Origin of the sequence: Paenibacillus sp. FSL R5-0527 (assembly GCF_038008055.1) — a bacterium.
In the GTDB taxonomy this organism is placed as follows: Bacteria; Bacillota; Bacilli; order Paenibacillales; family Paenibacillaceae; genus Fontibacillus; species Fontibacillus macerans.
Genome location: NZ_JBBOYI010000001.1, coordinates 3,182,912 through 3,196,611, shown reverse-complemented (window position 1 = coordinate 3,196,611; position 13,700 = coordinate 3,182,912). Strand labels below are relative to the sequence as shown.

The following is a 13,700-nucleotide window of genomic DNA, read 5'->3' as shown; positions in this document are numbered from 1 at the left end:
AAAAGCGAGTAGGAGAGAACTCTCCCTGCTCGCTTTTTTGATGTATGGCGGCGCACCTTTGAAGCTTCGGCGTCCATACGGCAAGCTTGTTACTGGCGTACATTATGTAGATGAGGACACTTTATACGCGGACAGCTTCTTGTCCAGAACGGAAAACAGATGCAGAATCGTACGGTAGTTTGCCCCCAAATCGCCAAGCGACCCGCGCGTCGCGGAATAAATGTCCACCGCGCTGCGGACCGGCCCCGTGCCGACGATCGACACCGTTATGTCCATCGTTCTCCCAAAGGCGGTGCGTTTCTCCAGCGTAATTTCGCCGACGTTCGGCACCTCGTGCAGCACCTTGTACCCCGGGATTTTTTTGAGCGTGGATGACACTTCGTCCCAGAGCTTCTCTTTCGAAAGCTGGTAATATCTCGTTTTCAGTTCGGGCACCTTGGCGCGATCGCTCGTTCCTTCCTGGCTCCGGAATATTCCCGTCAACGTTCGCTTCAATGACAACTGTTCTTCCTCCTTCACGATCCTTAAAAAACCTTTAGGGTATGCGTTTTCTTTATTCATAGTTTAACATTGTTGGAAGACAAACAAAAGCGAGCGCCGCAGATAGCGCGCAACAAAAAAAGCACCCCGTTCCCTTTTGTGCAAAAAGAGGACAAGGTGCAGTTCGCGTTTCGTATGTAGACCCGCCTATGCCGTCCGGTTACGCTGTCTCGAACCTGCACCCGCAGGTGGGTGACCGCAACGACGTTTTTGAAGTCCCCTCATCCGGTGGATAGGGCCTTTCAGCCGCGCCGCAATATAGGTCTCCCGAGACATTGTCATTGGTTCAAAACAACATGAAACCGCAACGCACATCGCAGGACGTAAACCTATTATAGTGCTTCATCATCGAAATGTAAACCAAGGCCGGATGGAAAAACAAAGAAAATTTGAAAGCGGTTTAAAGGGCGGGAAAGCAAGTTATCAAACCGCTTTAGTCCTTCTCCTTGTCTTCGCCCGCCGGCAGGTTCAGCTCCAGATCGTCATCGGTTTTGGACAAGTTTATGCCGTTTGATTCCTCTTCCGCCTGGCGCATTTTCTCCACTTTCTCCTGGATTTTATTGTACGCGATGTAGAAGTTGTAAAAAGCGACCAGCGCCGTCAGGCTGCCGAAGCCGAACAGGATCAGCCAGCCGAAGCGCATCGTCAAAAACCCGAGCACCACCGCGCAAATCAGCGTGGACAACGTGCGGAACGGACGGATGATCGTGAACAAAATCGCGTTTTTGATCAGTTGGACCGCGCCCAAATGGTAATGCGCCACCAGGGAGAAAAAGTTGAACAGGGACAAAAGCAGCAGAAACAGCAAAAACAGCATGATCATGCCGATAATCTGCATATTGCTGATTTGGTTCATGTATACCGTGTAGTCCACGTACATAATCACGATCAAAAGCGTATAGAAAATTCCGCCCAGCATGCTTTGCTTATAATTTTCCTTATATCCTTTGAAATACACCTTGATGATGCTTAGATCGGCCTCGCCCATCACCCATTTCCGCGTCACCGAAAACAGCGCGGCCGTGGCGGGAAACAATGTAAACGGTGCCAATATCCCCATCGCCCATAACGTCAGATTTTCCTGGGGCGCGTCAGGGCTTTGCAGCAACAGCAGCTTCGTCAGCAGGAAAAACAAAAACGGAGATGAACACAGGAGCCACAGCAGATTGCTGCCTGAGATCCTCATAATCCATTCGGTGATTTTATAAAAACCGCCCATAAAACCTTTGTATTCCAAGCAAAAATCTCCTCTCGAGCATAGTTTGTTTCCGTCTATCTTAACTATACATGATTCGTCCATCCCATTCCAGCGCCTAATTTGACGATTATGGGTTGGCGTCTAATCCCATGCATGGGGTCTGCCATACTATATACCGTAACCACAAAACATCTCAAATTTTTAAAGGAGGTTATCTCATGTCTGCAGGTTTGGGATTTGGAGGAGGTTTCTTTACTTCTACAGGTGTAATTCTGGTATTGTTTATTCTGCTCGTTATTGTGAGCCGTTCGCTGTTCATCTAATTCAAAGCACAGATGAAACAAAGAAGGCGGAGATAATCTCCGCCTTCTTTGTTTTGTCAATTGTCAAAAGATTTGTTTTCGCTGTATTTGGAAGGTCTGCGGTCGCCGCCGGAGCGAGGTTTGCGATCGGAGGAACGGTAGGAGTCGCGCCCGCCGTCCCGGCCGTAGCCTCCTTTGGAACCATAACCGCCGCGGCTGCCGCCCTCGCGGTTGTCCCGGCGGTACCCTCCGCCGCGGCTGCCGTATCCCGATGGCTTGCGCCCGCTGGACCGGATGTCCGGATTGCGGCGTTTTACCCGGATCGGTTCTTCCGGCGTTAATTCGATCGCCGAATTTTCCGTTTTATCCCCGGTAATCAGCTTGAATGCCGCCGCCAGCAGGTTCACCGAATCGTACTGCTCCAGCAGCTGAATGGCGATGCCTTTATATTCATTCAGTTCGCCGGCTTCAACAAGCTCCAGCAGGCGCTCCGCGGTGATCCGCTGCTTGCCTTCGATCGCTTCGGCGATGCTCGGCAGAGGTTTGCGGGTGATTTTATGGCGCGTGATGCGCTCGATAAAATGCAGATGGTCGATTTCCCGCGGCGTCACAAACGAGTAGGCGGCCCCTTCCTTGCCCGCGCGCCCGGTCCGGCCGATCCGGTGCACATAGCTTTCCGGATCCTGCGGCAGGTCGAAGTTGACGACATGGGTTACGCCGGATACGTCCAGCCCGCGCGCCGCTACGTCCGTAGCCACCAGCACATCGATGCTGCCGTCGCGGAACTTGCGCATCACGTTGTCGCGCTGGTTCTGCGACAAGTCGCCGTGCAGCCCGTCGGCGGAATAACCGCGTTTTTGCAGAGCTTCCGAAAGTTCGTCAACCCGGCGTTTGGTCCGGCCGAACACGATCGCCAGTTCCGGCGATTCCATATCCAGCAAGCGGGTCAAAGCGTCGAATTTCTGGCGCTCGTGCACTTCGATGTAGGCTTGATCGATCAGCGGCGCGCTAACCTGCTTAGGAATGACGGAGACATGCTCCGGATTTTTCAGGAACTGCTGCGCCAGCTTTTGGATATTCGCCGGCATCGTGGCCGAGAATAACATCGTCTGCCGTTCTTCCGGCACAAGCTTCAGGATCGACTGAATGTCGTCCATAAAGCCCATATCCAGCATTTCATCCGCTTCATCGAGAACGACGGTCTGTACATCGTCGAGTTTGATCGTTTTCCGGTTAATGTGGTCAAGCAAACGGCCCGGCGTGCCGATAATGATTTGGGGTCTCTTCTTCAAAGCGCGAATTTGGCGTACGATATCTTGTCCGCCGTAGATCGGAAGGGAGCGTATGCCTTTGAAGCGGGAAAGCTTGCCGATTTCCTCGGCGACCTGAATGGCGAGTTCACGGGTCGGCGTCATGACCAGGGCTACGATGCGGTCTTCTTCCTTCGGGATTTTATGGATCAGCGGAAGGCCAAACGCCGCCGTTTTCCCCGTCCCCGTTTGGGCTTGTCCGATTAAATCGCGTCCGGTCAAGGCGATCGGGATCGATTTGGACTGGATCGGCGTCGCTTCCTCAAAACCGAGTTCCGTGATGGCTTGTAATACTTTAGGCTCTAGGCCGAATTCTGCAAATGTGCTCAACTTGTTCTACTCCTTCTATATAGTGGACATTCCCACCGGCTTAACTGTATTCTTAAGTAGCGCTAAACGTTTATAGACTGTCCAAACAGCCTGTAATTTTTACATATCGCTCTATTGTAATAACCGAAAAGGTTCCCTACTCAAGAATATCTCAAACATTATAGCACAAAACATAAATGGAACACCAGCAAGCAGGTTGGGATACTTCTATTATTTCCGAGGTGAAGATCCATGATTAAAGAAATTCGAAATGCCGCGGTCATTCTGCTTGGAGCGCTCCTGATCGCCGCGGGCTTCAATTTGTTCCTCGTTCCGCTCCATTTGCTAAGCGGCGGCGTATCCGGATTGGCCATGCTTACGGCGTATTTTTCGCCGCTTGGCATCAGCACGATGTATCTGGCCTACAACGCGCCGATTCTGATCGCCGGCCTGTTTTTGCTCGGCAGACGTTTCGTCGGACTAAGCATCCTGTCGGTAGCCGGAGCCACCTGGTTCATTGAACTCATCCCGACGCCGGACAAGCTGCTCGCTTCCGATACGCTGATTTCCGCCGTATTCGGCGGCGTGCTCGTGGGGATCGGCAGCGGGATTTCCTTCCGGGTAGGCGGATCGTCCGGAGGGTTCGATATCATCGGCTCGATCATTACCCGGTATCGCGATTTTCCGGTCGGCAACGTGCTGGTCGGCCTGAACGCCAGCGTCATTCTGGCGATGGGATATTTGGAGGGCAACTGGGATCTCGCGCTGGCCTCGATGATTTCGATTTACATCACCGGCAAAGTCGTCGATCTCATTCATGTCAGCCATATCAAAATTACTTTGTTTATCGTGACCGACAAAACCGAAGCGATGGTGCAGCGGCTGCTGACCCTGCCCCGCGGGGTGACGAAGATTAGAACGGAGGGCGCTTTCTCCCATAAGGAAAAAGATATGCTGATGACGGTGACGACGAGATACGAACTGACCGAGCTGCGGGAAATCATCAAGCAAACCGATCCGCAGGCGTTCGTCAATATCGTGGAGACCGTCGGGATCATGGGTTCCTTCCGCCGAAGATGACCGGTTTATGGAACGATCCTCCGTTTTCAAGCGCCGGTTTCTCTGCTATAATGAACTAAGCGGTTCCTTCGTCAATTCCATAAATATCAGCTTTACCTGCTTTCACAGGCTTTGTGCTTTTCCGATTTAGGAACATTCCGGGGTGAATATTTCTTAAGTGGAAAGGGTGATGAATGTGGAAATGGAAACGGTAAAACTGGAACAGATCGTCATGAAGTGGTTCCCTGACATGCTGCCTTTCTTGAAGCAGAAGGAACTTGATTCGATGATCGTCCTCCGGGATGGCTTGACCATCTTGGAACCGCAGGACGCGCTGGAGATCATTCAATTCAGCATCTGCGAGCACCAAAACCCGGCTTTTCTTCATTGAAAAGCGATAAACAAACGCAACACCCGGTCGTTTCTTTTGCTGCGGCGAGAGAAGCGGCCTTTTTTGCGCGGCAATCTATGAAACTTTTAAAAATATTTCCAATAGTGACAATCCTGTTTCCCTCTGACAGCCCTCCTTCCGATATAATCAAAAGCGAGTGTATACAAGGGAGAGGAAAGGGAAAATGAATATCATCTGGACGCTGCTGCTGCTAGTTATGAGTATGGGGAATGGAGGTGTGCAGCCGGCGGCGGATCAAGCCGCGGGGAACGGCCGACCGGAATCCATTCTTCCAGCAGTCGTGCAAACGATGGCCGCCAACCTGGCCGCCGGCCGGATCGACGATCCGTTAACCCCTGCCGAAGTGAAGGCCGCTTCGCTGGGGGAGGCGCCCAAAGTGAAGGGGATATATGTCACGGCGTACAGCGCGGGAGGCTCGCGCATGAACGAGCTGGTCGACCTCGTCGATAAGACGGAGCTGAACGCCATGGTCATCGACATTAAAGACGATTCGGGCTACATCACTTACAAAACGGAAAATCCCGAGCTGAACAAGCTGGGAAAAGCCCAGCCGTTCATTCGCGACATCGGGGCCTTGATGGAGCGGCTGGAAAAACACGACATTTACCCGATCGCCCGGATTGTTGTATTCAAGGATACGATTTTGGCCAAAAAGCATCCGGAATATTCGTTTGTGCAAAAAGACGGCTCCGTGTGGAGCAACGGAGGCGGCGACAGCTTCGTCAACCCGTACAGCAAAGAGGTGTGGGACTACAACATCGAAATCGCCAAGGAAGCGGCCAAACTCGGCTTTAAAGAAATCCAGTTCGATTACGTGCGTTTCCCGGAAGGTTTTGAGAAAAGAGCCGATTCGTTAAACTATGAAAAAAGCGAGATGAGCCGCGTGGACGCCGTCTCCTCGTTCGTGAAATACGCCAAAGAGCAGTTGGAGCCGCTCGGCATCCGCGTTTCGGTCGATATTTTCGGCTATGCGGCATCGGTGCCGGCCGCGGAGGGCATCGGCCAGGATTTTGTCAAAATCTCAGACCAGGTCAACATCATCTGCCCGATGATCTACCCGAGCCATTATTCGACGGGCTGGTTCAACGCCAAAGATCCCGACAAAGCGCCGTACCAGACGATCAAAGGAGCCATCAAGGATACCCAGGACAAACTGGCCCCGCTGGGCGAGGAGCAGCCGATCGTACGTCCGTGGATTCAGGATTTTACGGCGAGCTGGCTGGGGAAAGGACATTATATAAAATACGGCAAACATGAAGTTGAAGAGCAAATCCGCGCGCTGCGCGACATGAACGTCGACGAGTACCTGTTATGGAACGCGTCCAACCGGTATACGGAGGGCGTGTCCTATAAGTAAAAAAACGTTATGCTGCAACATTTGCGGCCAGACTACTTAATAGGGAAATTAACGGTAAACCATCCAACCAAACCCGGTCCATAAGCGCCCGGGATCATCGAGCAAACCGGACCCGGGCCACAAGCGCCCGGGTTTGGTTTGGCGTTTTTGCGTTTTGGCATGGTTTCCGGCACAGGAAATGGAGAATGGGCCAATGAAAGTAACTAACGGCTTGAAACAAAAATACGGGCAATTTATTCGTATTCTTATCCCGATTTTAGTTACCCAAGTAACGATGTCCTTAATGACATTTTTCGATACGATGATGTCGGGGCACGCGAGCCCCGCGGACCTGGCCGGAACCGCGATCGGGTCCAGCCTTTGGGTCCCGGTGCAGACGGGGCTTAGCGGAATATTGATGGGCATCACCCCCATCGTTTCGCAATTGGTGGGCGGCGGCCGGCACGACAAGGTCGGATACCATGTAATTCAAGCGCTGTGGTTCGGGTTCGCCGTCGGGCTGGTCGTGCTCCTTGCCGGCAGCTTCGCGATCTCCCCTCTGCTGAACGGGATGAACCTCGAGCCGAAGGTGCACCATGTGGCCTTTTATTTTCTCGTGGCCATTTCAACCGGGATTCTGCCGCTGTTCGGATACATCGTGCTGCGCTCGTTCATCGACGCGTTGGGACAAACCCGCACTTCGATGATCATTACCTTGATCTCCTTGCCGCTGAACGTGGGCGCCGGATACCTGCTCATTTTCGGCCACGGCGGTTTCCCAAGGCTCGGCGGCATCGGATCGGGCATCGCCAGCGCCTTTACATATTGGTGCATCTTTCTCATCGCCGTCTGGATCGTGCATCGCAGCGAGCCGTTTGCTTCCTACGGCGTATTTCGCAAACTGCATAAAGTATCGCTCGAAAAATGGCGTGAGCTCACCAAGCTCGGCGTGCCGATCGGCTTCGCGATCTTCTTCGAAACGGCGGTGTTTGCCGCCGTCACCTTGCTGATGAGCCGGTTCGACACGCTTACGATCGCCGCTCATCAAGCGGCCAACAACTTTGCTTCCACGCTCTACATGATTCCGCTTAGCATCTGTCTTGCACTGACCATCCTGGTCGGCTTCGAGACCGGAGCCGCGCGCCTGAAGGACGCCCGCCAATATGCCGTTTTGGGCGTCGGCACGGCCGCGGGGATGGCGCTGGTTACCGCCGTCCTCCTGATGTTGTTCCGCCAAAGCGTGGCCGAAATCTACTCCAGCGATCCCGAAGTCGTCGCGCTGACCAAGCATTTTTTGATCTACGCCATTTTCTTTCAATTGTCGGATGCGATCGCCACGCCTACCCAGGGCGTGCTGCGCGGATACAAGGACGTTAATCCGGGTTTTTGGATCTCCTTGTTGGCTTACTGGATCATCGGGCTTCCGCTCGGATTTGTGCTGGCCAACTATACGCCGCAAGGCCCCTACGGCTACTGGATCGGCCTAATTACCGGACTCGCCGTCGCCGCCGTCCTGCTGCTGCGCCGCCTTGTCGTCATCCAGCGGAGAATCGGCCGCAAGCTTCAGGCCGGCGAGCCGCTTTGAATCACATATCCCGCGCCGGGCGCGATCCGCTTCTTCTCCACGATGCTGATCTCGCCGATCGCCGGAGCCGGCGAAATATGCCGCCGCACATGTTCTTCCGCGGCGGCAAACGCCTGCTCCTCCCCCTCCGCGGCAATGACCAGCGCCAGCAGCCCGGCGGAAGTCTCCGCCTCCAGGCGATACAGGTACATGTCGATGTCCTCCTTTGTTTTACATTAGTTTACTTCCCGGCAGGTTACTGGCTAAGACTAGCGCATCGCATTTGGGCCGAGGGACCTGAGAGCCCCTATTTGCTCGAAAAATACTGAACCCACTAGCGTTGCATCAAATCGGACAAGATACATTTTCTAGCCACACCAATATTCTAACGGTTGCCATAGCGCTTATTTCACTGAAATCCGGCTTAGTTTACTTAGATTCAGGCAAATAACGGCGATCACAACCGTTAGAGTTTTGAAAAAGGCTTTTTTCGCAAATTAGCCGCTGCTGCAGATCTCCGGCGGACGATAGTTTGATTCGAAAAGCCATAGTTTGATTCGAAAAGCCTATGATGTCCGTTGCTATGGTGTCCGTTAATCCGCAAAGAATAGAAAGCCGAACCGGGAAAACCCGGCTCGGCTTATAACTTGCCCGTTTTATTTTGCTCAATAATAAGTTATGCCAAACTCCCCGCTCTTATTGCGACAACCGCGAAGCCAGCTCGTACAATTCCATATTAAACTGCTTTTTCGTGGAGACGACCTTCTCGATGTCGGTGAGCACCATTTCGCCGCCGATCATGCCGCAAGCTTTGTTCGATTCGCCCGCGATCAGGCTGCGAACGGCAAAGTCGCCAAGCCGGCTGGCCAGGTTGCGGTCGAACGGAGTCGGCGAACCGCCGCGTTGGATATGGCCCAGCACCGTTGCGCGCGGCTCCAGGGAAGGCTGGCGTTTCTTGATCGCTTCCACGACATCATCGCCTTTGCCCACGCCTTCGGCCACGATGACGATGCTGTGCCGCTTGCCGTTGTCGAAGTTTTGTCTCATACGGTCGGCCACTTCGTTCAGATCAAACGGAACTTCCGGCACCAGGATCGTTTCGGCGCCCGCGGCCAAACCGGCGTGCAGCGCGATATCCCCGCAGTGGCGGCCCATAACTTCGACGACGGACGCCCGCTCATGGGAGGACATCGTGTCGCGCAGCTTGTTGACGGCATCGACGACGATGCTGACGGCCGTATCGAAGCCGATCGTGTAGTCCGTAAAGGAAATGTCGTTGTCGATCGTTCCCGGCAGGCCCATCGTTTTGATGCCCAGCTTGCTCAGCTTTTCGGCCCCTTGGTAGGAGCCGTCGCCGCCGACAACCACCAGTCCGTCAATGCCGCGGTCGCGCAAAATCTGCGCCCCTTTCTGCTGTCCTTCCGGCGTCTTGAACTCCAGACACCGCGCCGACTGCAGAATCGTTCCGCCGCGCTGGATAATGTCGCCCACACTGCGGATATCCATCGCGAAGATGTCGTTGTTGAGCAGGCCTTGATAGCCGCGCTGAATGCCGTAAACCTCAAGCCCGTAAAACAATCCGCTGCGCACGACGGCCCGCACTGCAGCGTTCATGCCCTGGGAGTCTCCTCCGCTCGTAAGAATTGCGATTTTTTTCACTGCTGACATGATAATTCCTCCTAAAAAATTTACAAATATTTGCGAATCCAACGGCTATTGACAAAGAAAAACAACCTCATCAGCGGACTTCTTCGCATCAGTCGCCGGGATACCTCACGGATGTCTTCCTGCTGGCTGACTTTCGGATCGGACAAATAAAGCGCCAGCAGCCCTTCTATAATCATTTTATGAAACGAGGAAGCAGGCAACTTTTTGATGTCCCGCCGCGCTCCCTCGACGATAAACGCAATTCGGTCAAGCATCGTTTCCTTATTATCGTAATAGCTGCAAAAATTCAAATCCCCGCCAAGCTCGTCCTCCGCCTGGTCAATTAAGTAATCCAGCATAATGTGCAGCCCGCACACATGGGGGAAATAAGCATCATGAATCACCTTGGCGCTCTTCCCGTCCAAACCCGGGTTGCTGGCCGCCAAAAACAGCATAAACACGCCCAAGGTCGAACCGGTGGCGGCGGCAAATTCGTTCCAGCGCAATTGCGGCGCCCGGTATTCATGCGTTTCCCACCAGCTTAACAGTTTGGCTTCGCGCAGCTGCGGATCGATGTGCTTGTACACCTGAAGATCGCAGTAGAGCCCAACCAAATCGATAATAAACGGCATGGCTGCGGCATATCCGCGAAGCTCGGCGATATTCGCCCGGCAAGTGCGCACCAGCCGGTGCAAATAGCCCCCATCGTCCTGCTCCGCACGCAGGGCATAGTAATTTTGCAGCATGCCGCCGGGATTAACGGCATCCAGCATGCTTTGGTGCAATAAGCGGAAATCCTGCTCATCCTTGGAGGTGCTGCGGTCGCACAGGTTGTCCAAATAATCGCTGATCGTCTGAAATGCTACGATTAAGGGGATCAAAATATGGCGCATCGGCAGGTTAGCGGCAGCGTAGACGGCGCCGCCCTGGCAGTGAAATTCTTTTGTAGCGATGCTGGCGAGCGCCTGCCTTCTGAGTTCAGGGTCGGGAATGGCTTCCGCCTCTTCTCTCCAGCCATCCAGTTTCTGACGGACGTCCGGCAAAATAAACTTGTATACCCGGCTCATCAGCCGGATCGGCTCTCTCGGAAACTGATTTCGGCTTTGCTCAAGTTCAATCACTGCCCTGCCCCCATTACATTGTGTAATGCGCAGTTTGAAAATCAAACTGAAAAGAAAATCATTCTTTATTATAATATGATCCAACTTTTAGCACAAATATAATCAATATCACATATGCCCTTTGACCGATGGTTCGTCCTGGGTCGTCCGGTACCAAATATGCAGATCGTTAATCCGGCTGGCAAGCTCGGCAATTTCCCCGTTAATCCGGCAGCTTCTCTCGAAATCGCTTTCCTCGCTCATCTCCCGCAGCATCCGTTCGATCGCGCGCTCCAGCACCATCACTTTGCTCGGAATACGGCCGCGGATGTCCTCCCAAACCTCGATCATCGACAACCGTTCCTCCAAAGCGTATTCCTCAAAAGGGCGCTCCAGCAGCGGAATGTGAATGTCCAGCCGCTCGTCGTACACAAAACAGGAATGATTCATGGCGAAAAGCCTCCTTTTATCGTATAAAATAAACTGCCTGTAGTGGAAATTTTAGTACCGCCCGCTTTGGTTTTTTCTGTTATACTAGCGGTAACTTCATTCATCAGAAACGGAGTTTTGAAACCGGCATGAAAATAAGACCGTTGGCCGAACCCGACATCCAGTGGCTTCGAGCCTTTACCTTTACAGTATACGGAACAAGCGTCCTTGTTTCCTCCTATTTTCCGCTTTTTTATGCGCAGCTTGGCTTCACAAGCAGCCAGATCGGCCTCCTGTACGCCCTTGGACCGATGATATCCTTGTTTTCCAATTTGCTGTGGAGTCTCGCGAGCGACCGCTATAAAACGATCAAACGGATTTTGCTGATCCTGCTGGCCGGCCAAGCCGCGCTGGCGTTCGTCCTGTCGGAGTCCACCGCGTTTTCCGTCATTATCGCCGTGATTACCGTATTCTATTTTTTCTATTACCCCGTGTTCCCGTTGTCGGATACGATCCTCATCTCCACCGCCAACCGGTATCGCATCAATTTTATCTCGATCCGCTTGTTCGGGTCCGTCGGATTCGCCGTATTTGCCATCGCCATCGGTTACGTGCTTGACCGCGTCGGCTCCGCAAACACGATGTGGGTGGAAATGGCGGTCGCCGGACTTGCCCTGCTGCTCGTGCTTTGGGTGAAGGATCAGCCGGCATCGCTGGCAAAAATGAATTTGTCGGGGATTTGGACGATTTTAAAGCAGAAGGAGCTGCTTTGGTTTTTCGGTTGCGTCTTTTGCCTGGCGATCGGCACGCGGATGAACGACGCTTTCCTGACGATTTCCCTTAAGGAGCTTGGCGCCGGCGAAAACTTGATCGGCTGGGCAATGCTGGCCTCGTCGCTGTCGGAGATCCCCGTGTTTATCTACCTCAGCTTCCATGGGGACAAATACAAGGAACTGCCGCTGCTGCTGTTCGCCAGCCTGCTGTTTGCGGTCCGCTTTTTCCTGATGGGATTAACCCAATCGGCCTACGGCATCCTGCTGATCCAAATGATGCACGGATTGACGTTCGGCGTGTTTTACGTGACGGCGATCCGCATGCTGACCCGGCTGGTTCCGGAACAATTCCGGGCAACGGGAATGGCCTTTTACACCATCATGTGGTCGAGCCTGTCCGGCCTGCTCAGCGGCACGTTTGGCGGCATCGTCTTTGAACAGCTGGGAAGACAAATTTTTTATTGGGTAGCTATGTGCTCCTCGCTCGTCGCGTTTATCGGCTTTGCCGGCCGCTATTTCATCCGCCGGGCTAACCTGAACAAATCGGCCGGTCTGGATGAAGAAGCCTGAGACGCTCCCCCCTGTAGCCGGACCGCGCCCGAGAGACCACAGTTCCGCAAAACGCTCTCCCTATTAACCTGCTGAAAGATCAGTTGTTGCGATAGGGTTGTTACTATATAATAGTTATTATTAGATGATAGTACCTGGTATTAAATCATATAAAGCAGGTGAAAAACATGGAGTACGCATCGTTTCAAGACGTGCTGAAAACCCGCCGCAGCATCCGGGAATTTACCGAGGAGCGCGTCGGTATTTCCGATATCGAGGACATTATCGACTGCGCCCGTTATGCCCCCAGCGATACCAACTCGCAAACCTGGGAATTTATCGCAGTGATCAATTCGGAGAAAATCAAACAAATCGAAGAGTTTACCTGGGAGAAGCTGCATGAAACGGCGGCCCGCGCCGCCGGGAAAGGGCTGGAACGGGAAGCGAAGCTGCTCGTGAAATCGTTTGGGCCTTATGCCACCGCATTTTCCGGGGCACCTGCCCTGATCGTCTGCCTTTCGACCCCCTACACTTCCAAATTCCGCGAAAAAATCTTCGATCCGATCGACTTTGTTTCGCCGGAAGTGTGGCAGGAGGAAGGGTTGAAAAGCAGCTGCCTCGCCGCCCAAAACCTGATGCTCGCCGCTCACGCCAAAGGCCTCGCCACCTGCCCGATGACCGGACCGGTGCTGCTGGCCGAGGAGAAGCTGCGCGAATTTCTCGACATCCCCGCCGACCGCGGAGTAAACATGGTGATCGCGCTTGGCCACCCGGCCATCGCGCCGAAACCCGTTCCCCGCAAAGAGGTTGCGGAAATCCTTAGAATCGTGGAGTAGCTCCGGGCAGCGCTGAAAATTGTTTCAGCTACATGCTTGTTTAGCCGGTAATAAGTTCACGCAGCCTGACACACAACGTGCTGAAACATGCTGATTGGAAATTTCCAATAGAATCGTAAGATAACTAGCAAGTACAGCCGCTTGATTGGATTTTTCCAATAGAGTAGGCTCGGCAGAGTGCAAACCGGGCGGTTTACGCGAAATCTATTGGATATCTCCAATGTGAGTTCAAAATTGCATTCGATGTCCACGTCAATCTATTGGATTTTTCCAATGAGAGGTGGAAAGATTCGTTTTAAGAAAAAAAGGTCCCCGGACAGCTGCAGAAGCTGTTCG

The 13,700-nt window shown here is 53.2% G+C and carries 14 protein-coding genes and 1 other RNA gene; 7 read left to right on the top strand and 8 right to left on the bottom strand.

What is annotated here, in order from left to right; translation table 11 throughout:
* Positions 1–102 precede the first annotated feature (102 nt).
* The 3 genes from NYE69_RS14160 to NYE69_RS14150 all read right to left on the bottom strand — a co-directional run bounded on the left by NYE69_RS14160 (position 103) and on the right by NYE69_RS14150 (position 1,777).
* Positions 103–501 carry a DUF1499 domain-containing protein gene (locus NYE69_RS14160; RefSeq protein ID WP_036624260.1) on the bottom strand — a complete coding sequence of 133 codons (399 nt, stop codon included), beginning with the start codon at positions 499–501 and terminating at the stop codon, positions 103–105.
* 175 nt (positions 502–676) lie between these two features.
* A non-coding RNA gene (gene ssrS, locus NYE69_RS14155) (6S RNA) lies at positions 677–866 on the bottom strand.
* 107 nt (positions 867–973) lie between these two features.
* Entirely contained in the window at positions 974–1,777 is an 804-nt protein-coding gene (locus NYE69_RS14150) for a YesL family protein (RefSeq protein WP_340926668.1), read from the bottom strand.
* Between the two features lie 179 nt (positions 1,778–1,956).
* On the opposite strand from NYE69_RS14150, the gene NYE69_RS14145 reads away from it, so the two are divergent.
* Positions 1,957–2,061 (top strand): sporulation protein YjcZ, encoded by a 105-nt coding sequence (locus tag NYE69_RS14145; RefSeq protein ID WP_082207865.1) that lies wholly within the window; start codon positions 1,957–1,959, stop codon positions 2,059–2,061.
* Between the two features lie 56 nt (positions 2,062–2,117).
* Here NYE69_RS14145 and NYE69_RS14140 read toward each other — a convergent pair whose 3' ends face one another.
* Complete coding sequence (locus NYE69_RS14140; protein WP_036624262.1) at positions 2,118–3,680, bottom strand: DEAD/DEAH box helicase; 1,563 nt, start codon at positions 3,678–3,680, stop codon at positions 2,118–2,120.
* 231 nt (positions 3,681–3,911) lie between these two features.
* On the opposite strand from NYE69_RS14140, the gene NYE69_RS14135 reads away from it, so the two are divergent.
* The 4 genes from NYE69_RS14135 to NYE69_RS14120 all read left to right on the top strand — a co-directional run bounded on the left by NYE69_RS14135 (position 3,912) and on the right by NYE69_RS14120 (position 8,051).
* Positions 3,912–4,739 carry a YitT family protein gene (locus tag NYE69_RS14135; RefSeq protein ID WP_036624263.1) on the top strand — a complete coding sequence of 276 codons (828 nt, stop codon included), beginning with the start codon at positions 3,912–3,914 and terminating at the stop codon, positions 4,737–4,739.
* A gap of 169 nt (positions 4,740–4,908) precedes the next feature.
* Positions 4,909–5,109: a hypothetical protein gene (locus tag NYE69_RS14130; RefSeq protein ID WP_155621168.1), complete on the top strand. Its 201-nt coding sequence runs from the start codon at positions 4,909–4,911 to the stop codon at positions 5,107–5,109.
* A gap of 184 nt (positions 5,110–5,293) precedes the next feature.
* Positions 5,294–6,487, top strand: a complete 1,194-nt coding sequence (locus tag NYE69_RS14125) for a putative glycoside hydrolase (RefSeq protein WP_213510666.1) — start codon at positions 5,294–5,296, stop codon at positions 6,485–6,487.
* A 193-nt stretch (positions 6,488–6,680) separates the two neighbouring features.
* Positions 6,681–8,051: an MATE family efflux transporter gene (locus tag NYE69_RS14120; protein ID WP_326044266.1), complete on the top strand. Its 1,371-nt coding sequence runs from the start codon at positions 6,681–6,683 to the stop codon at positions 8,049–8,051.
* Here the strand turns inward: NYE69_RS14120 and NYE69_RS14115 are convergent.
* The 4 genes from NYE69_RS14115 to NYE69_RS14100 form a co-directional block, all read right to left on the bottom strand.
* The gene (locus NYE69_RS14115; protein ID WP_036624267.1) at positions 8,030–8,242 is read right to left on the bottom strand and encodes a DUF3906 family protein; all 213 of its coding nucleotides are present in this window, start codon (positions 8,240–8,242) and stop codon (positions 8,030–8,032) included. The genes NYE69_RS14120 and NYE69_RS14115 overlap by 22 nt on opposite strands.
* 484 nt (positions 8,243–8,726) lie before the next feature.
* Entirely contained in the window at positions 8,727–9,698 is a 972-nt protein-coding gene (gene pfkA, locus NYE69_RS14110) for a 6-phosphofructokinase (protein WP_213510665.1), read from the bottom strand.
* A gap of 20 nt (positions 9,699–9,718) precedes the next feature.
* Positions 9,719–10,744, bottom strand: coding sequence for a DUF2600 family protein (locus NYE69_RS14105; RefSeq protein WP_155621186.1), 1,026 nt, complete (start codon positions 10,742–10,744; stop codon positions 9,719–9,721).
* Positions 10,745–10,906: 162 nt separating this feature from the next.
* Positions 10,907–11,227: a hypothetical protein gene (locus NYE69_RS14100; protein WP_340926665.1), complete on the bottom strand. Its 321-nt coding sequence runs from the start codon at positions 11,225–11,227 to the stop codon at positions 10,907–10,909.
* Between the two features lie 128 nt (positions 11,228–11,355).
* Between NYE69_RS14100 and NYE69_RS14095 the strand changes: the two genes are divergently transcribed.
* Both NYE69_RS14095 and NYE69_RS14090 read left to right on the top strand, forming a co-directional pair.
* The gene (locus NYE69_RS14095; RefSeq protein WP_340926664.1) at positions 11,356–12,549 is read left to right on the top strand and encodes an MFS transporter; all 1,194 of its coding nucleotides are present in this window, start codon (positions 11,356–11,358) and stop codon (positions 12,547–12,549) included.
* Between the two features lie 167 nt (positions 12,550–12,716).
* Positions 12,717–13,364: a nitroreductase family protein gene (locus NYE69_RS14090; protein WP_340926663.1), complete on the top strand. Its 648-nt coding sequence runs from the start codon at positions 12,717–12,719 to the stop codon at positions 13,362–13,364.
* Positions 13,365–13,700 lie beyond the last annotated feature (336 nt).

Excerpts from the sequence above, each read along its gene's own strand:
- NYE69_RS14120 (WP_326044266.1), top strand. The coding sequence starts at position 6,681 with ATGAAAGTAACTAACGGCTTGAAACAAAAATACGGGCAATTTATTCGT.
- NYE69_RS14135 (WP_036624263.1), top strand. The coding sequence starts at position 3,912 with ATGATTAAAGAAATTCGAAATGCCGCGGTCATTCTGCTTGGAGCGCTC.
- NYE69_RS14105 (WP_155621186.1), bottom strand. The coding sequence starts at position 10,744 with ATGAGCCGGGTATACAAGTTTATTTTGCCGGACGTCCGTCAGAAACTG.
- NYE69_RS14125 (WP_213510666.1), top strand. The coding sequence starts at position 5,294 with ATGAATATCATCTGGACGCTGCTGCTGCTAGTTATGAGTATGGGGAAT.
- NYE69_RS14145 (WP_082207865.1), top strand. The coding sequence starts at position 1,957 with ATGTCTGCAGGTTTGGGATTTGGAGGAGGTTTCTTTACTTCTACAGGT.
- NYE69_RS14115 (WP_036624267.1), bottom strand. The coding sequence starts at position 8,242 with ATGTACCTGTATCGCCTGGAGGCGGAGACTTCCGCCGGGCTGCTGGCG.
- pfkA (WP_213510665.1), bottom strand. The coding sequence starts at position 9,698 with ATGTCAGCAGTGAAAAAAATCGCAATTCTTACGAGCGGAGGAGACTCC.
- NYE69_RS14100 (WP_340926665.1), bottom strand. The coding sequence starts at position 11,227 with ATGAATCATTCCTGTTTTGTGTACGACGAGCGGCTGGACATTCACATT.
- NYE69_RS14130 (WP_155621168.1), top strand. The coding sequence starts at position 4,909 with ATGAATGTGGAAATGGAAACGGTAAAACTGGAACAGATCGTCATGAAG.
- NYE69_RS14095 (WP_340926664.1), top strand. The coding sequence starts at position 11,356 with ATGAAAATAAGACCGTTGGCCGAACCCGACATCCAGTGGCTTCGAGCC.
- NYE69_RS14090 (WP_340926663.1), top strand. The coding sequence starts at position 12,717 with ATGGAGTACGCATCGTTTCAAGACGTGCTGAAAACCCGCCGCAGCATC.